Genomic DNA, 17344 nt, shown 5'->3' with positions numbered 1-17344 from the left:
GCAGTGATAGTACTTTTAGCGTACGCTTAAGTCTTATCCCAATACGGATCATCACCGAAGCGTTCTGCAATAAAATCAATAAGATAACGACAGCGCTGTGACAAAAATCGGTTTTTGGGATAGACGGCATAAGCATTTAAAGAGGGCAGCTTATACTGCTCAAGGATAGGAATAAGTGCGCCGCGCGCTACGGTCTGATAGGTAATAAAAGTAGGCAAAAACGCAATACCTTGACCCCTTACTGCCATATCGAGCAAAAAATCACCGTTATTGGCTTTTATTTTCGATTGTGTCACCACGTTATGCGTTTTGCCTTGCTCATCTGTCTTAGCTTCGCTAACTACCATAATCCTGAGCGTATGGGCTTTGGTGCGCTACGTGTCATCAACGATGACTTTGTAACAGGCGGTCAAGGCTTTGGTAAGCACTCACACCGCGACATGGAAATCATCAGCATTCCGTTGTCAGGTAAGCTCGGTCATGGCGATAACATCGGTAACAATGGCATCATTGAGACCGGCGAGATTCAGGTCATGTCAGCAGGTACGGGCATCACGCATAGCGAGATGAATGGCGATGACACCGAAGCCGTCAAATTCCTACAGATTTGGGTCATTCCAAACAAAGGCGGCGTCGCTCCGCGCTATCAACAAGTGCGCATGGATGAAGACGCTAAGCACAATGCTTTTAACCAAGTACTCTCGCCAAACCCCAATGATGCTGGTGTCTGGATTCATCAAAACGCTTGGTTCCATATCGGCAGCTTTGATAAAGGCGTTACCGAAACCTATGACTTAAAAGATGCTAACAATGGTGTTTATGTACTAGTGCTAGAAGGTCAAGTGACCATCAATGGTAGCACTTTAGATACTCGTGATGGCCTAGGTATCTGGGATACTAAGAGCTTCACGATGGATGCTGATGAGGACGCTCGCGTATTGCTAATGGAAGTACCTATGCAGTAAGGCGGCAATAAGGCGGCACTAAACCAATGAAAAAAGTAGTCTTATATACTTAAACCATTATAGAGTTCTAATAGCCAGCTTAGTAAAGTAGGGTGTCAAAACAAGTACATTAAAATAGACACGCTACTTTTGGCTATATCTGTCATCAAATAATAAGAGGTGAGTTATGAGTATTCAAACCCTAGAGCCAAGACTGGCAGACGTCGGCGGCATTCCTATCGCCAGATTACTACCCAATAAAGGCAAGCAGCCAATTGGTGCGTGGTGCTTTTTGGATCATGCTGGCCCCGCTGATTTCGGTCCAGATGAAGCTGGTATGCAGGTCGGTCGTCACCCGCATATCAACTTGCAGACCTTTAGCTGGATGCTTGACGGCGAAGTCTTGCACAAAGACAGCTTGGGTAACGAGCAAGTCATTACCAAAAACCAAGTCAACGTCATGACCGCAGGCACAGGGCCTACTCGTGGCATCAGTCATACTGAACAAAGCGTATTCCCTGATACGGGTGGATCGCCTGATGCGTCGCGTGCGCTGAGCATGGTACAGCTGTGGATCGCGCTACCCACGGATCAAGAGATTGAGCCAAGCTTTCATCACTATCCAGAATTGCCGACGTGGACCGAAGACAGCGTCGAGATGATCCTTACGACGGGCAGCTATACGTCGGTGACGGGTGAGCGTTTCGAGGCGCCAACGATTCAGTACTCAAAAATGGTTGGTATCGATGTGTACTGGCAGGAAGACGGCGAGGTTACCTTGACGCTAGAGCCAGGATTTGAGTACGGTATCTTAGTCAACGAAGGCGAGATTGAATCTGAGGGCAAAGTCTGCCCACAAGATCAACTGCTGCGCTTTCACGATCATGATGTCGCCAATAATGAAAGTATCAAATTAGTCGCCAAAAAAGGTACGCGGGTGATGTTCATCGGTGGTGAGCCTCTCAATAACCAAGTGCTGCTATGGTGGAATTTTGTCGCAGATAATAAAGAAGAGATTGAGCTTGCGATCAAAGACTGGAACAACGGTCACGAGCGTTTTGGTAATGTTGACTCAGATATGAAGCGTCTATCCGCACCAGAGTTGCCAGAAGGTTTTCAAGGCTAGTAGCAAAGGCAATTATAGAAGCGAGACAGTAAAGTAATCGGTAAGGCGAGACAAACTTATTGATTACCTTAGCTTTACAATTATAGTTACTGTTAAGTTATTTTACAAAAAGAGAGTACGGATATCATTACCGCTCTCTTATAATAGGCACATTATTAACTTGTATGGGTTGTTCAATGATCAACCATACTTTTTTATTCACATAAATTTTGGAGACAAATTATGTCAGACCTACAAACTCTACAACAGCTTATGGAAAAGCGTCGTTCTATTTACGGCCTAAGCGATCAGTTACCTGTCTCAAACGACGACGTTGTCAAATTGGTTGAGCATGCACTATTGCACGTACCCTCAGCGTTTAACTCGCAATCAGCACGTTTGGTTGTACTATTTGGCGAAGACCATAAAAAACTATGGGATATCACCGAAGAGACACTAAGAGTGATCGTCAATAACGAAGAGCAGTTTAAAGGTACTAAAGATAAAATCGCAGGCTTTAGAGCAGGCGCAGGTACAGTATTGTTCTTTGAAGACAAAGGCGTTGTGAGAGGCATGCAAGAAGCCGCTCCATTATATGCAGACAAGTTCCCAATCTGGGCGCATCAAACCAGCGCGATGCATCAGTATGCGATCTGGACGGCGCTTGCGAGCATCGAGATTGGCGCAAACTTACAGCATTACAATCCTGTGATTGACCAAAGAGTTGCACAAGAGTGGAACATCGCTGAGGACTGGGAATTGAATGCACAATTGGTGTTCGGTGCTATTGAACAGCCAGCTGGCGAAAAAGAGTTCAAGCCATTAGATGAGCGCATGAAAGTATTTGGCGCATAAGTCGCTATTATAAGTACAATAATGGCCAGTGCTAAAAACAAAACCCCGCTACTATGAATTTAGTAGCGGGGTTTTTTATGGTAATGGTAATTATCGGAATAACTTTTCTATTACTTTCTGTTTTTAAGAAAAAAATATTATTACCGTTTATGTTTCCTCCTATAAATTCAACACATATCAGAGAACTGAATTAAATTCATCTTATCTTAAAATACTATCGTTTTTATTCATGTTGTAATTTAGGTATGATCTATCCCATACAATATCAAGTGCTATAAAGACAGCGCAGTAGGGGAGTATCATGACACAGCCATTTACCTATACCATATCCAGCATTCGCTTCGATGAAAATTATCAGCCCGCAAACAGTACGCGGCTGACCACGAACTTTGCCAATTTGGCACGCGGCGAGAGCCGTCAAGACAACTTACGCAAAACGCTGGCGATGATTAACAATCGCTTTAACGATCTTGCGCATTGGGATAACCCGTCAGCCAACCGTTACTCAGTCGAGGTGGATATTATCTCAGCCGATTTACATATCAAGGGCGATGTTGAGGGCAAGGGCGATAGTTTTCCCGTTATCGAAACGCTAAAAACCACCATTGTCGATCATCATACCGGCGAGCGTATCGACGGTATGATTGGCAATAGCTTCTCATCCTACGTGCGCGATTATGATTTTAGTATTGTGTTACCAGAGCACTTTGCAAACTATCCAGATGCGCCGCCGCCAAATGATTTTGGCGTGCTCCATGGCAAACTGTTTCAGCATTTACTACGCTCAGAGGCTTACCAAGCAGAGTTTAACAAGCAGCCTGTGATTTGCCTAAGTGTCTCAAGCAGCAAAATATATCAGCGTACAGGCAATCAGCATCCAGTGTTAGGGGTTGAATACAGACAAGATGAGCATTCACTCACTGATGATTACTTTTATAAGATGGGCCTCACAGTGCGCTATTTTATGCCTACAGGTAGCGTGGCACCGTTAGCGTTTTATTTCGCAGGAGATTTACTAAGCGATTACAGCGATCTTGAGCTAATAAGCGCTATTGCAACGATGGAGACCTTTCAAAAGATCTATCGACCTGAGATTTATAATGCCAATTCAAGAGCGGGGCAGGTGTATCAGCCAAGCCTTAAGTACCAAGATTACTCGCTAACGCAAATTGTCTATGACCGCGCGGAGCGTAGCCAGATGGCAGTAACGCAGGGCAAATACACCGAAGATGACTTTATCAAACCGTATCAAACTATCCTTGATGAGTGGGCGGCAAGCTTTGTGCTGGACAATGATAGCGTGAAAAAACGCGCGGCTTAGTGGTCTATTAATGAATATCTTACTTCTAACTATTTGAAATCATTAGTCGTAGGGTGTATTCCATGCACCATGGTGAGTGGTGCTTAAAAAGCACCCTACGCCAAGATAAATGAGATTTAGTAATGATATACAAGAATAAAATATAAGAGAGTAAAGACTATGACACTACTATTACCAACCTCAACTGCAGGCAGCTTACCCAAACCGTCTTGGCTAGCCGAACCTGAGAAAATTTGGTCACCTTGGGCATTAGCAGGGCAGCAGTTACTTGATGGTAAACAAGACGCGCTACGTTTGACGTTGCAGGAGCAAAGACACGCGGGCATCGATATCGTTAGTGATGGCGAGCAGACCCGTCAGCATTTTGTGACGACCTTTATTGAGCATCTCGACGGCGTCGATTTTGAGAATCGTAAAACGGTCAAAATTCGTGACCGCTATGAGGCGAGTGTGCCGACAGTGGTGGATGCGGTGAGCCGGCCCAAAGCCGTTTTCGTTGATGACGCCAAATTCCTGCGCGCGCAGACCGATCAGCCGATCAAATGGGCGCTACCAGGTCCGATGACGATGATCGATACGCTGTACGATAGTCATTATAAAAGCCGTGAAAAACTAGCTTGGGAATTTGCCAAAATTCTCAATGAGGAAGCGCGGGAATTGGAAGCGGCTGGTGTCGATATTATCCAATTCGACGAGCCTGCCTTTAATGTGTTCTTCAATGACGTTAATGACTGGGGTATCGCTACTTTGGAGCGCGCCATCGAGGGCCTCAAGTGTGAAACGGCAGTACATATCTGCTATGGCTATGGTATCAAAGCCAATAATGACTGGAAGAAGACACTGGGTTCAGAGTGGCGTCAATACGAGCAAGCCTTTTCAAAGCTGCAACAATCTAATATCGATATTGTCTCGCTTGAGTGTCAAAACTCGCACGTACCGATGGAGCTTATTGAGCTTATTCGTGGTAAAAAAGTGATGATTGGTGCTATCGATGTTGCCACCAACGAGATTGAAACTCCCGAACAAGTCGCTGATACGCTACGCAAAGTCCTACAATTCGTCGACGCCGATAAGCTCTATCCGTCGACCAACTGCGGTATGGCGCCATTGTCTCGTGAGGTAGCGCGCGGCAAGCTAGCAGCGCTGAGCGCAGGCGCGGCAATCGTGCGTAATGAGCTAAGCGCTTAGCATTTCTTAACAAGTGCTAGCTTGTTTACCTGCATGCGTGGCCTCAGTTACAAGTATAATTATATCCGTATAGGCTGGACTTTTAGTTCAGCTTTTATACATTACAAAGTGACAATGCTGGATTGAGCTGGATTGAGCTCGGTTAAAAAACTAGCCTACAGCTAAGCGCATTTGATAAAAAAGCGCTGATAAACTTGAGACTAAATTATGATTGAAGCCACTGACTTTAGAGATGCCATGTCTTTGCTCACAACTGCTGTGAATGTGGTCACGACCAAAGGCGAATCGGGCATTTATGGGTTTACGGCGTCTGCGGTGTGTAGCGTCACCGATACGCCGCCAACGCTGCTTGTTTGCATGAATCAGGCGGCGCGCTCGCATGCGCATTTTTCGGATAATAAAATATTGAGCGTCAATGTATTGGGCGCACAGCATGAGTCTATATCCAACGCCTTTGCTTCTAAATTGGGTTCAAGCGAGCGATTTGAATATGGTCAATGGACTGAGCTGGTCACAGGCGCACCTGTGCTAGAAGATGCGCTGGTGAGCTTCGATTGCGTGATTGACGACATTCAGCAAGTGGGCACGCATAGTATATTTATGTGCCAAGTTGTCGGTATCAAGTATGCTGAACCACAAGACGGGCAACACGAGAGTTTGGTTTATTTTAACCGTGCGTATTCTCGAGTTGGTCAAGTAGACATTACTTAAATTTGCGCGCAAACTCATCGTCAATCAGTGAGATTACCTTTCACTCATATAACTTATTCAATACAGAAGCAACTATCCCGTGGAACTTATTATCTTTTTAATTATCGGCGCGCTAGCAGGATTTGCGGCAGGGCTGTTTGGTGTGGGCGGTGGCACGATCATCGTACCGCTACTGTTTATCGTCTTTACGCAAATGGGTTATAGTCCTGACAACATCATGCATCTTGCGCTCGGCACGTCACTAGCCACTATTATCGTCACCTCAATCAGCTCACTGATGGCGCATAATAAAAAAGGCGCGGTGATGTGGCCGGTGTTCAAAAACTTAGCACCAGGGTTAGCGCTAGGCTGTTTCTTTGGCGCTGGGATAGCGGGACAAATCTCAGGGTTGTACTTGCAGCTGATCGTCGGGGTGTTTTTGCTATGGGTCGCCTGTAAGATGTTTTTCGGGGTCAAAAAGAAGGTCGCTAGTCAGACTGATACTGTTAGCGGGCTTGAATATGCTCAGACAGAGCTACCGTCCAAGCCTAAGCAACTCGCGGCAGGCGGCGTTATCGGTATCGCGTCTGCCATCTTTGGTATTGGCGGCGGTAGCTTAACCGTGCCTTATCTCACTCGCTATAATGTCGTCATGCAAAAAGCGGTGGGCACCTCAGCAGCGTGTGGCCTGCCGATTGCCATAGCTGGCGCGTTAGGGTTTATGTTCTTTGGCATGCAACAGCAGGTCGATGTGCCTAATACCATTGGCTTTGTGCATATTTATGCCTTTTTGGGCATCGCGAGCATGAGCTTTTTTACCGCTAAGCTTGGCGCTAAAGTTGCGCATATCTTATCACCAGAGCTTTTGAAAAAGTGTTTTTCGATATTGCTATTCGTAGTGGGGATTTATTTTCTTTATAAGGGTTTGGTTTGAGAGTCTTTATATTGATGTGTTTAAGATGCAAAATTAACAAACAGAATTATATTGAGTAATACCAAAAACCATACCTAACATAGCAGTCTGTTATAAGTAGTTCCAGTATGGCGGTCTATTTTAAGTGGTATTTTAATAGGTTTGAAGGCTGAAACAGCTGGTTTTCTTAGAGTATGGTCAAGTGCTCACGGCATCTGATTGCTGATGTAGTTAAAAGTGCTGATCATAATTAGTTATTTGCGTAAACATTAATGAATAAACTTAATTATATGTTTATACACCTAATATTTACGCAAATATTAGGTATATTTCTTGAATTATTTCCGCATTAGTGCATAATAAACATAAATTAAATACCACAAGGATTAACAAGGTGGCTAACGTAATAGGTATATATACAGGCAAAGATTTAGCCAAAATGCAATCAGAAGGTGGCTCAGCCTATTGGAAAGCAAGGACTGATCGTATTGATAAGGCCGAATATGTCGTTCTTATGAGAAACCATAGAGCACCATGGGCGGTAAAGGATGGCGTTAATCATGGTCAAGCATTCATGATTGGTAAGATCTCAGGTTGGACAGCTTCAAAGGAATACGAAGGAAGGAAGGTAATTCATATTAGTGAATATGCGCTATTACCAGACACTGCTAACTTTAAGAAAGCTTGGAGAAAACTGACAGATGGTCAAAGGTATCCTTTATCTTATATAACGACAGATGACTTACTAGAAAACATTGATCTTGATGTTGAGAGTCTTGAATGGTCTGTCTTTGAAGATAAATCAAAGTCGAAAGATGTAATAAGTGCTATTGATGAAATTTCAGGTGAGCAGGATGAAAATGCATTATCCGATATCATAGCTGAAGCAAAGCATATGGTTGCTTGTGTGGCTGGTATAGATGAGTCTAAAGTAAGTATTCAGATTAATTTCTAACAACCAATACCAACAATATAGAGCCGTAGAGTACATGGTTATGGATAATAATTCTGCTCATGCAATGCAAGTTGATATTGTGAATTCTAGTAATAGAGATATAACTATTGCGGCCTTATATCGACCAAATATGGAATATTTTCCACCATCTATTATTGGCTGCTTCGTTGTCAACGACTACTGGAATGAAAAAGCATTATCAGAGCTACAAGAGACGGTGGGTGCTGATTTCTTGGTGGGACTACAGACAAAAGAAAATAGCTCCAAGCACTTATTTGAACATATGGATATTGTGAAGACCACTATAAAATGTCAGCCTGACCAAGTGGATGATATTATTCAGCTATTAGATATCTATTCTTCACGCTATGTCATATGTTTAAATCTTTATGATATTAAAAGCTTATTTGAATGTAGTAAATCATTTAAGTTTATTCAAACCGGTACGATGGATAATTCTGAACCATGTTCAATACAGGCTGCGACACAAGAATTGGTGAGCCAGATTCCTAGTGCTGATCTTATAAAAGGTATATTCGTCAATCCAGAGAGCAACGAAAGCTTAGCGTTAGATGATTATGCTTATATATCTAACGCTGTAGAGTCAGCCTGTGACAGTTCAGATATATACTATAGCCAAAGCACTGTTGATGCACCTAGCCATTGTTGTTTAAGAGCCATATATGCTGAACCATAATTCAAAAAATAGCGGTGTCCAACTTGTTTAGTCTACCGTGCGTAGTACTTGCACTTGCTACCCTAATTTTTGTGAATGGTATAAGTTATCTTGTATAAGGAAATACTAATATGAAAACAGATGCAAAAATATCAAAGTGCGAGAAATATAGATACTCATTGGAGCGTATATGGGATGAAAATAAATCGCTAGTAGCTTTTATAGCTTTAAATCCATCAACAGCTGATGAGGTTAATAATGATAAGACTATTAAGCGATGTATAGATTTTGCGAAATCTTGGGGGGCAGGTGGGATGTACATGTTTAATGTGTTTGCTTATCGTGCTACAGACCCAACTGATATGAAGGCACAAGAAGATCCTATTGGCTCAGAAAACGATAAATTTTTAGCCAAGCTACCTAAGGTGGATAGAATTATTGTTTGTTGGGGTAATGACGGTCTTCACAGAGATAGGGCTAATCAAGTCAGAGAGATATTAAAAAATACGGAGCAAAATAAATTATACTGCTTAGATATAAATAAAAATGGTGAGCCTAAACACCCTTTGTACGTTCATGGTTCAACTAAGCCAACACTATACGAATATCCTCCAACAACTTTCATCTAACATGACATTTCCTGACATTCATCCCATAACAGTGCTTATGGGAAATAAAAATAATGATCCAAAAGCTCACTGCATGTACACAGCGAAGTACACTGTGACTATTTCAGCAAGTTAAAACCTTGATATCATTAGCCTACAGTCAAGGTTTTAAGTCCTCACTAGGGACTGGAACATTCAGAACTCTCCACCCAAGAAAATTCTTCCAAAACATTCATCCATTGCTCATCCAACTCTGCTTTTAAGAGCAAAGGCTCACCCGTAACAGGATGCCTAAGCGCTAAACTCTGAGCATGTAATAGCATACGCTCGCAACCATATTGACTCCGAAAAAATCGATTATGCCGTCCATCACCGTGGCTGGTATCACCTACGATATGATGAAAGATATGCCTCATATGCCGACGTAGCTGATGCTTGCGTCCCGTCTCTGGGGTCAAGCGCACGAGACTATAGCGAGTCGTATCATGCTTCTTTGATACCGCAAAAGGTAGCTCAATTTGTGCCAAACTCTGCCAATGGGTCACCGCCTCTTGCGAGGGTTTGTCTAAGTCCGCAAACTTATCAGCAATAGCATCAGGCTTAAAGCTCAAGGCATAATCAACCACTCCTTGCTCGGGCATAAACCCGCGCACTACCGCTAAATACTGCTTGGTAACCTTATGCTTAGTAAAAGCTTCGCTAAGACTACGCGCCACCTCAGAGCTTTTGGCAAATAATAAGACGCCTGATGTTGGCTTATCTAATCTATGTACGGGAAACACGTGGCACCCTACCGCATCACGAGTGAGCTGCATGGCAAAGCGCGTCTCACCTTTATCCAGCCAACTGCGATGCACGAGTAAACCTGCTTCTTTATTTATCGCTACCATAAATTCATCTTCGTAGATGATTTCTATTTGATCGGTGATGTCATTTTCTATATTCATGTGCTCTAGGCTTTTAATCTTAGAAGGGGTTGCCATAATAGTTTCCCTACTTCATATCAAATACTAAGCAAGTGGTCGTGGCATGAGCGTAGAGTTTACCATCTGGCCCCACAATACGACCTTCAGCGGTCGCTGTCTGCCGACCAACGTGGATAGTATTGGCTTCAGCACGTACTAATGGGATATTTTTGGTCAAGGCACGAATCATATTTACCTTAATCTCAAGCGTAGTATAGCCTTTGCCAGCAGGTAAGGTTGAGTGAATAGCGCAAGCAACAGCCGAGTCAAGAATGGTGCAGAACCAACCACCATGTACGGTGCCTAGTGGATTATAATGCTGCTCAGCGGGTCGACCTTGAAAGATGGCATGACCGTCCTTTATCTGAATAGGAATAAAGTCAAGCGTTGCACCTATGGGCGCTGAGGGCAGGTCTCCTGCAAACATAGCATCAAAAACCGCTTGGCCGCTTATGCTTGACATCTCTTTAGGCGATGCCACTCCTGCAGAACCTAACGTAGCGCGCACCTGTAACTCGTCAGCTTCCCAACTGGCAGTCATGTCGGTGTCTATTGTTGTATTACTCATGACATTATCCTTTTTATAATATTTATATCTAATTTGAGGGTTATGATAGCTCTAAAAGCTTGCTCATATACTATTTACCTAAACTATTTTCTGTCAATTAGAAACGGTTGCTTATAGTAGCGATTGTCTTATATTTGATACTAAATAAAATAGATACGTCGGATTATAGCGCAAGATTGAAATGAATTTTTCTTGCGTGCTGTGCCTACGCCGACAGATGCTGCAAAAAAACCATTTCAACCTTGCTGTATTGCTTTTATCTTAAACTGACGATAGTAAGTCGATCTATCAGCAAATAAATAATACTCTATTTATAAGTTTAGCTTGTTTGTCCAACATAAGTGGTTTTAAGAAAATCTGTTTTAAGTAGACGGTAACTTTCTTTACAGGGCCGCTCGTAGGGTTCTGATAGGGTATACCTTATCTGAGTATATAGAGAAGCATAAATAATGAATAAGTCAGACTCTAAACGCGTGACTGTGTGGACGGTTATTAATTTACTCGTTTTCTTTGCTACTTTAGCCGTGAATTATTTAGGGGCGTCTGGATTTTTTAATGGTATGGGACAGGCTGCAGTCTCAAGTAAATATCAAACTTTACTGACCCCGAATGGTTTTGCTTTCTCGATTTGGGGTGTTATTTATACGCTTGTTTTTGCGACTCTCGTCACCCTTTTTATAAAAAGAAAAGATCCTGCCGTCGCTAAACTTATCGGACGCATATCTGGGCTATTCGTGCTCAGTAGCTTATTTAACATGGCATGGATTGTGGCTTTTTCTTATGAAAGAGTAGGGCTGTCAACCCTGTTTATAGTGGGTATATTAGTGTCGCTCATGGCTATCGTGCATAGACTTTATAACGCACGAGATAACGCACGAGGAAAAGTTACCTTTACTTTAGCAGGGATAGCTTTTAGCCTTTACGCGTCTTGGGTATTTGTCGCGACTATTTTAAATACGGCTATTGTAGCGGTTAAGCAAGACTGGCAGGGCTTTGGAATCTCATCTTCAGTTTGGACCATTATCGTCTTACTGGTCATAGTGGCTGTGGTTGTAGGCTATGTGCGGCACTATCGAAATGCCGTCTTTCCCATTGCTGTAGCGTGGGCTTATTTCGGTATCTATAGCGCCTACAATAATGGGCTAGTGGCTCCCTCATTAGCAGTGGTCATTCAAATGGTTTTAGTACTTGGTATCGCTGTATTGATAGCGTTGGCAGTCTATACTTTTTATAAAAATAAGCTTTCTATATTCCCATCTACTAGAGCGTGATAATTTTCTGCTATTTATATAATTTATTTCTGTCTAATAAAAAATCCTCACTACTATCAAGACAGTAGTGGGGATTTTTTACGCTCATTTTTACGCTTTAAACCTATTCAACCGTAACGCTTTTTGCAAGATTTCTAGGCTGATCGACGTCCGTACCGCGCATGACGGCTACGTGATACGAGAGTAATTGTACCGGCACGCTATAGACGATAGGCGCAAGATCTTCGCAGACATCAGGCACATAGACCACATGCAAGCGATCCTCTGCGACCATTTTGCTCGACTCACCTGCGAATACAAACAGCTCACCGTGACGGGCGTGCACTTCTTGCATATTGGCTTTGAGCTTATCGAACATACTGTCCTTGGGTGCCAGTACGACAATAGGCATGTCTTTATCAACAAGAGCAAGCGGCCCGTGTTTTAGCTCGCCTGCTGCATAACCTTCGGCGTGAATGTAGGAGATCTCTTTTAGCTTAAGCGCGCCCTCAAGAGCGATTGGAAACTGTAGACCGCGACCTAGGAACAAGCAGCTTTTTTTATCTTCAAAGCTCTCACTCATGGTTTTGATTGCCGCATTGAGATGAAGGCTGGCGTACAGTTGCCCCGGTAGCTTATTAAGACTCTTAATCAAGGTCTCTAAACGCGAGTTATCGATACGCTGTTGAACCACACCAACTTTGAGCACTAGCAGCATTAAGGCGACAAGCTGCGTGGTAAAGGCTTTGGTGGAGGCGACGCCAATCTCAGGACCTGCGTGCGTCGGCAAAAAGATATCCGTCTCACGTACCAAGGATGACGTTGGTACATTACATAGCGCCAAGCTCACCAGTCCTGCTGGACTTTGTTTTTGTGTATCGCGTAGAGCCGATAACGTATCAGCGGTCTCACCCGATTGCGAGATACAGATGATAAGTGAGTGATCAACGACGACTGGATTACGGTAGCGAAATTCACTAGCGATCTCAACGGAGCAAGGCAGGCGGGTTAAGTTTTCAAACCAGTATTTGGCGACCATGCCCGCGTGGTAACTCGTACCACAAGCGATGACTTGAATATGCCGGATGCCAGATAGCTTGTCACTATGACGCGCCAAAAAGTCATCACGCAAGCTTGCCGTGCTGCTATCTATCGCCATATCTAACGTGCGCGAGACTGCATCAGGCTGCTCGTAGATCTCTTTGAGCATGTAGTGTTTGAACTCGCCTTTGTCCGCGTTGTGCTGGGCCGCATCGATCTCGTTGATAGAGCGCTCGACCTCCACGCCATCGGCGTAAACGGTAATGCTATCGCGCGTGATGCGTGCGATATCGCCTTCTTCTAAGTACATAAAGCGATTGGTTACTGGTAGCAAAGCCAGCTGATCTGAGGCAATAAAGTTCTCACCAATACCGACACCGATGACCAGCGGTGAGCCAAGACGTACGGTGATGAGCTCATCTGGGCTATCGACATGGACGATACCCAAGGCAAACGCGCCGTGCAGTTTAGGAATGACCGCACGTACCGCTTCTAATAGATCTTGCGTCTGTTTATACAGATCATGGATTAAATGAGCGACGACCTCAGTATCGGTCTGCGAGGTAAACTCGTAGCCTTTGGCAATCAAGTCTTCTTTGAGTTCGCTATAGTTCTCGACGATACCATTGTGGACGACGGCGATTTTGCCAGAGATATGCGGGTGAGCATTACGCTTGGCAGGCTCACCGTGGGTGGCCCAGCGCGTATGTGCGATGCCAATATGACCGTTCAAACCATTAGGATTTTGTGCAACAGCATCGACTAGCGCTTGCACTTTGCCCACTTGACGCTCGCGATGCAATTCACCATCACGAATCACTGTGAGACCCGCCGAGTCATAGCCACGGTACTCCAAACGTTTGAGACCTTCGATCAAGATACTGGCAATATTACGCTCAGCGACAGCGCCTACGATTCCGCACATAGCGATTCCTTTTTTAAAATGGTTATTTGTGAGATGACAGCTATTTATAAAGCGATTAGCAGTCAAACCGTTTATATGTATCAATCACGCTATAAGCCGCACAGTAATCTATTATCACTGTACGGCTTATCATTATTTATTAACTAGCCATTACTTTTTGGTTTTTACTGGGCGCTCAAAGTCGTTCTTTTGGGTTTGTCTAGCACGGCCAAAGGCTAGAGCATTGGCATCCACATCTTTGGTAATGACTGACCCTGCCGCTACAGTCGCCGTGTCACCAATAGTCACTGGGGCCACTAAGCTAGAGTTTGAACCGATAAAGGCATTGTCTTTAATAATAGTTTGCGATTTGTTCGCGCCGTCATAGTTACAGGTGATGGTACCTGCGCCAATATTGGCACTCGTGCCGATAGTGGTATCGCCAATGTAGCTTAGATGATTGACCTTGCTGCCTTGACCGATGACTGACTTTTTGATTTCAACAAAATTACCAACTTTGCTATTATCAGCCAACACGGTATCAGGACGCAGATGCGCAAAAGGCCCAACATCGACGCCAGCGCCAATCTGGGCATGATCAATAACGCAGTATGGTTTGAGATGACAAGCATCGCCAATACTGGCGTTTTTGATCACGCAGCCGGCTTCTATATAGACGTTATCGCCTAAGACGCAATCGCCTTCAAATACCACGCCGACATCGACGAATACATCCTGTCCTGCGCTGAGGCTACCACGAATATCAACGCGCGCAGGGTCAGCGAACTGCACGCCTGCTTCTTGCAAATCAGCGATGAGCTTGCCTTGCCAAGAGCGCTCAAGACTGGCGAGCTGCTGACGGTTATTGACGCCCTCGATCTCAAAGGCATGCTCGGGCTCAATAGCTGTAATAGTAATGCCATCAGCGACCGCCATTTTGACGATATCAGTAAGGTAGTACTCACCTTGGGCGTTGTCATTTGACAGCTTGGGCAAATATTTATGTAGCAGGGCATTATCAACACAATAGATACCGCTATTGATCTCAGTTATCTTTTGCTCAGCATCATTTGCGTCTTTTTGCTCGACGATAGCTTCTATGTTGCCTTCTCTGTCACGTTTAATACGGCCCAAACCAAAAGGATTGTCTACGGTAAGGGTCAGCATCGAGATACCATCAGTGTTAGCCGCTTGCAAGTTAGCTAAAGTGGCTGCATTCACAAGAGGAACGTCCCCATAGAGAATAAGACTTTGACCCTCTTGTGGTAATTCATCAAGAGCGACTTTGACCGCATGTCCTGTGCCTAACTGCTCAGTTTGTGCAACCCACGTCAGTGACAGATGTGCATATTGACTATCCATTGCCGACTGGACTTGATCACCGCCAAACCCATAGACCACCACAGTATTATCTACCGTCAAATGATGACAAGTCTCAAGGACGTGACCCAGTAGCGGTTTGCTCGCCAAAGTCTGTAGTACCTTAGGCTTTGCTGACTGCATACGCGTGCCTTTGCCAGCTGCTAGGATAACCACAGATAAAGATGTTTTGATAGACGCTGACATTTCACGTACTCCACAAATGTAACAAAATATAATTTTGAATTATAACGTAAAAAAGCCTAGAAGTCATATCCAGATGGCAAGGTCTATGACTGATAGGCTTGATACTATTAAGAAAAATACAATGCTAGGTCTAAAAGTAGACAGTTAAAGCATCAGCCCCGCCATAGCGATCAGCCAAACAAAAGCAGCCATTATGCCTGCGATAATGTCATCAAGCATAATACCTAAGCCACCTGCGACCTTTTTATCCGCCCAGCCAATAGGCGGCGGCTTAATGATGTCAAAAAACCGAAAAAATACAAAGGCAATGATAAGGGAGAAAATAGAAGTGGTATTGCCAATGTCTTGCCAAAAGCTAGTAGTGGTCACGCCCAAGTAAGAAAAGGGCAAAAGTGTAATCCATATGCCTGCCCACTCATCCCAGACGATGTGCGGGTCATCATGGACTTGCATGAGCATCGATGTGCGCCCGCATATCCAGATACCGATGATACTCGATAAGATAGTAAGGACAAGAAAGGGAATAAAACCCAAACTCATCAAAGGAATGGCGACGATAAGGCCACCAACGGTGCCCCAAGTACCTGGTGCGCGGCGCGGCAAACCACTACCCAGACCGATACCGAGCCAATAGACGATGCGATCAAGTAGGCTTGCTGTAGCGGGCAGGCGCGGGCAGTCATTAGCTTTACTGATGTCAGGCTTATGGTTGTCGGACGTATCGTTGGTCATGGGCTAACCTATAAAATGTTGGTAACCGCTTAAGTTAGGCAAGCTGGTAAAAGGTGCAGGGCTTGCTGTGGTCACAGGCTGACCTTGATAAAACAGCTTGGGATAAGGCTTACTAGCGCTGCTATTAACGCTTGTATCTGGGTCTATCAGTGCTAAAGCCGTCACCTCACCAATGCATGTGATCTGAGTATTGGTTTTATTATCAAAGGTGGCTGCAATATCAGCAGGCAAAGTAAAAGCCAGCTCATAATCATCACCGCCTGTCAGCTGATATTGCAAGCGCTCTGCGAGATCTATACTAGATAGTGCTGAACTAGTAGGTAAGTCGTCAAGGTTAAGCTGAATCATAACACCGCTTTGCTGACAGATATGTCCAAGGTCTTGATAAAGGCCGTCTGAGATATCGATCATTGAGGTCGCACCAATCTGCGCGAGTGCTGCGCCCAAAGCGATACGCGGGGTTGGCATATGCAAACGATGCGCAAGCTGCGCTCCGATAGCCGTATCAGCATGGTTTAGCGCGTAAGCGGCATCACCAATACTACCAGATACATAGACCTTGTCACCGACCTGCGCCCCTGAGCGATAAATGGCAGGCGTACTTGCATTTAAGTAGCCTTGCGCACTGATACTCAGTACTAAAGTCTCGCTACGCGTGGTATCACCGCCGATCAAAGTCACTCCAAATGACGTGCACGCGTGAAATAGACCTTTGGCAAAGCCGGTCAGCCAAGTCTCATTTGCTAAGCGTTCTGGTAATGCCAGCGCCAGCAAGATACTGTGCGGGGCTGCGCCCATAGCCGCAATATCTGAGACATTAACGGCGACAGCTTTATAACCAATAGCAAAGGCTAGATCATTGATCTCATCCCAGTCTGCGCTAAAGTGTCTGCCCTGAACTAAAGTATCAATACAGCTGACCAAGCGTGAGTCCGCTGGCAGTTTGATTACCGCAGCATCATCGCCGATACTTTTTTCGATACCGTTTGCGACGCCAGCCTCTATTTGCTCAGCGTCCTGCAATCCTAAAAATATCTGCTCAATCAGCTCAAACTCGTTCATG

Annotated in this window: 18 protein-coding genes; 11 read left to right on the top strand and 7 right to left on the bottom strand. The window is 44.5% G+C overall.

Features of this window, described 5'->3' with window-relative positions; all coding sequences use genetic code 11:
- Positions 1-26: 26 nt before the first annotated feature.
- Entirely contained in the window at positions 27-296 is a 270-nt protein-coding gene (locus tag ACR64J_RS12015; RefSeq protein WP_435949858.1) for a LysR substrate-binding domain-containing protein, read from the bottom strand.
- 6 nt (positions 297-302) lie between these two features.
- Between ACR64J_RS12015 and ACR64J_RS12010 the strand changes: the two genes are divergently transcribed.
- From ACR64J_RS12010 to ACR64J_RS11965, 10 genes are all read left to right on the top strand, one after another.
- On the top strand, positions 303-965 hold the full coding sequence (locus ACR64J_RS12010) for a pirin family protein (protein ID WP_435949857.1): 663 nt from the start codon (positions 303-305) through the stop codon (positions 963-965).
- 166 nt (positions 966-1131) lie between these two features.
- Positions 1132-2070, top strand: coding sequence for a pirin family protein (locus ACR64J_RS12005; RefSeq protein ID WP_435949856.1), 939 nt, complete (start codon positions 1132-1134; stop codon positions 2068-2070).
- A 222-nt stretch (positions 2071-2292) separates the two neighbouring features.
- Complete coding sequence (locus ACR64J_RS12000; protein ID WP_435949855.1) at positions 2293-2904, top strand: nitroreductase family protein; 612 nt, start codon at positions 2293-2295, stop codon at positions 2902-2904.
- Positions 2905-3205: 301 nt separating this feature from the next.
- On the top strand, positions 3206-4225 hold the full coding sequence (locus ACR64J_RS11995; RefSeq protein ID WP_435949854.1) for a DUF1852 domain-containing protein: 1020 nt from the start codon (positions 3206-3208) through the stop codon (positions 4223-4225).
- A 159-nt stretch (positions 4226-4384) separates the two neighbouring features.
- Complete coding sequence (locus ACR64J_RS11990) at positions 4385-5413, top strand: methionine synthase (RefSeq protein ID WP_435949853.1); 1029 nt, start codon at positions 4385-4387, stop codon at positions 5411-5413.
- Between the two features lie 207 nt (positions 5414-5620).
- Positions 5621-6124: a flavin reductase gene (locus ACR64J_RS11985; RefSeq protein WP_435949852.1), complete on the top strand. Its 504-nt coding sequence runs from the start codon at positions 5621-5623 to the stop codon at positions 6122-6124.
- 79 nt (positions 6125-6203) lie between these two features.
- On the top strand, positions 6204-7037 hold the full coding sequence (locus ACR64J_RS11980) for a sulfite exporter TauE/SafE family protein (protein WP_435949851.1): 834 nt from the start codon (positions 6204-6206) through the stop codon (positions 7035-7037).
- A 373-nt stretch (positions 7038-7410) separates the two neighbouring features.
- A complete protein-coding gene (locus ACR64J_RS11975; protein WP_435949850.1) occupies positions 7411-7971 on the top strand; it encodes a hypothetical protein in 561 nt (186 codons plus the stop codon).
- 40 nt (positions 7972-8011) lie between these two features.
- A complete protein-coding gene (locus ACR64J_RS11970) occupies positions 8012-8668 on the top strand; it encodes a hypothetical protein (protein ID WP_435949849.1) in 657 nt (218 codons plus the stop codon).
- 110 nt (positions 8669-8778) lie between these two features.
- Positions 8779-9276, top strand: a complete 498-nt coding sequence (locus ACR64J_RS11965) for a DUF1643 domain-containing protein (protein WP_435949848.1) — start codon at positions 8779-8781, stop codon at positions 9274-9276.
- Between the two features lie 158 nt (positions 9277-9434).
- On the opposite strand, the gene truC is transcribed toward ACR64J_RS11965, so the two are convergent.
- Entirely contained in the window at positions 9435-10202 is a 768-nt protein-coding gene (gene truC / locus ACR64J_RS11960) for a tRNA pseudouridine(65) synthase TruC (RefSeq protein ID WP_435951076.1), read from the bottom strand.
- A 46-nt stretch (positions 10203-10248) separates the two neighbouring features.
- A complete protein-coding gene (locus tag ACR64J_RS11955; protein ID WP_435949847.1) occupies positions 10249-10788 on the bottom strand; it encodes a PaaI family thioesterase in 540 nt (179 codons plus the stop codon).
- Positions 10789-11237: 449 nt separating this feature from the next.
- On the opposite strand from ACR64J_RS11955, the gene ACR64J_RS11950 reads away from it, so the two are divergent.
- Complete coding sequence (locus tag ACR64J_RS11950) at positions 11238-12059, top strand: hypothetical protein (protein ID WP_435949846.1); 822 nt, start codon at positions 11238-11240, stop codon at positions 12057-12059.
- Positions 12060-12162: 103 nt separating this feature from the next.
- On the opposite strand, the gene glmS is transcribed toward ACR64J_RS11950, so the two are convergent.
- From glmS to thiL, 4 genes are all read right to left on the bottom strand, one after another.
- Complete coding sequence (gene glmS, locus ACR64J_RS11945) at positions 12163-14004, bottom strand: glutamine--fructose-6-phosphate transaminase (isomerizing) (RefSeq protein WP_435949845.1); 1842 nt, start codon at positions 14002-14004, stop codon at positions 12163-12165.
- A gap of 150 nt (positions 14005-14154) precedes the next feature.
- Complete coding sequence (gene glmU, locus ACR64J_RS11940) at positions 14155-15549, bottom strand: bifunctional UDP-N-acetylglucosamine diphosphorylase/glucosamine-1-phosphate N-acetyltransferase GlmU (RefSeq protein WP_435949844.1); 1395 nt, start codon at positions 15547-15549, stop codon at positions 14155-14157.
- Between the two features lie 144 nt (positions 15550-15693).
- Positions 15694-16281, bottom strand: coding sequence for a phosphatidylglycerophosphatase A family protein (locus ACR64J_RS11935; protein ID WP_435949843.1), 588 nt, complete (start codon positions 16279-16281; stop codon positions 15694-15696).
- Between the two features lie 3 nt (positions 16282-16284).
- Positions 16285-17343 (bottom strand): thiamine-phosphate kinase, encoded by a 1059-nt coding sequence (thiL, locus tag ACR64J_RS11930; protein ID WP_435949842.1) that lies wholly within the window; start codon positions 17341-17343, stop codon positions 16285-16287.
- Position 17344: the final 1 nt, after the last annotated feature.

The sequence above is a fragment of the Psychrobacter sp. DM8 genome, assembly GCF_051307025.1.
Taxonomy (GTDB): Bacteria; Pseudomonadota; Gammaproteobacteria; order Pseudomonadales; family Moraxellaceae; genus Psychrobacter.
Note: the sequence above shows the minus strand (reverse complement) of the source record. Positions and strands in the feature narration are given on the sequence as shown.

Coding starts and splice junctions, on each gene's coding strand:
- glmU (WP_435949844.1), bottom strand. CDS start 15,549: ATGTCAGCGTCTATCAAAACATCTTTATCTGTGGTTATCCTAGCAGCT.
- ACR64J_RS11955 (WP_435949847.1), bottom strand. CDS start 10,788: ATGAGTAATACAACAATAGACACCGACATGACTGCCAGTTGGGAAGCT.
- ACR64J_RS12010 (WP_435949857.1), top strand. CDS start 303: ATGCGTTTTGCCTTGCTCATCTGTCTTAGCTTCGCTAACTACCATAAT.
- ACR64J_RS12005 (WP_435949856.1), top strand. CDS start 1,132: ATGAGTATTCAAACCCTAGAGCCAAGACTGGCAGACGTCGGCGGCATT.
- ACR64J_RS11995 (WP_435949854.1), top strand. CDS start 3,206: ATGACACAGCCATTTACCTATACCATATCCAGCATTCGCTTCGATGAA.
- glmS (WP_435949845.1), bottom strand. CDS start 14,004: ATGTGCGGAATCGTAGGCGCTGTCGCTGAGCGTAATATTGCCAGTATC.
- ACR64J_RS11970 (WP_435949849.1), top strand. CDS start 8,012: ATGGATAATAATTCTGCTCATGCAATGCAAGTTGATATTGTGAATTCT.
- ACR64J_RS11990 (WP_435949853.1), top strand. CDS start 4,385: ATGACACTACTATTACCAACCTCAACTGCAGGCAGCTTACCCAAACCG.
- ACR64J_RS12000 (WP_435949855.1), top strand. CDS start 2,293: ATGTCAGACCTACAAACTCTACAACAGCTTATGGAAAAGCGTCGTTCT.
- thiL (WP_435949842.1), bottom strand. CDS start 17,343: ATGAACGAGTTTGAGCTGATTGAGCAGATATTTTTAGGATTGCAGGAC.
- ACR64J_RS11965 (WP_435949848.1), top strand. CDS start 8,779: ATGAAAACAGATGCAAAAATATCAAAGTGCGAGAAATATAGATACTCA.
- ACR64J_RS11935 (WP_435949843.1), bottom strand. CDS start 16,281: ATGACCAACGATACGTCCGACAACCATAAGCCTGACATCAGTAAAGCT.
- ACR64J_RS11950 (WP_435949846.1), top strand. CDS start 11,238: ATGAATAAGTCAGACTCTAAACGCGTGACTGTGTGGACGGTTATTAAT.
- truC (WP_435951076.1), bottom strand. CDS start 10,202: ATGAATATAGAAAATGACATCACCGATCAAATAGAAATCATCTACGAA.
- ACR64J_RS11985 (WP_435949852.1), top strand. CDS start 5,621: ATGATTGAAGCCACTGACTTTAGAGATGCCATGTCTTTGCTCACAACT.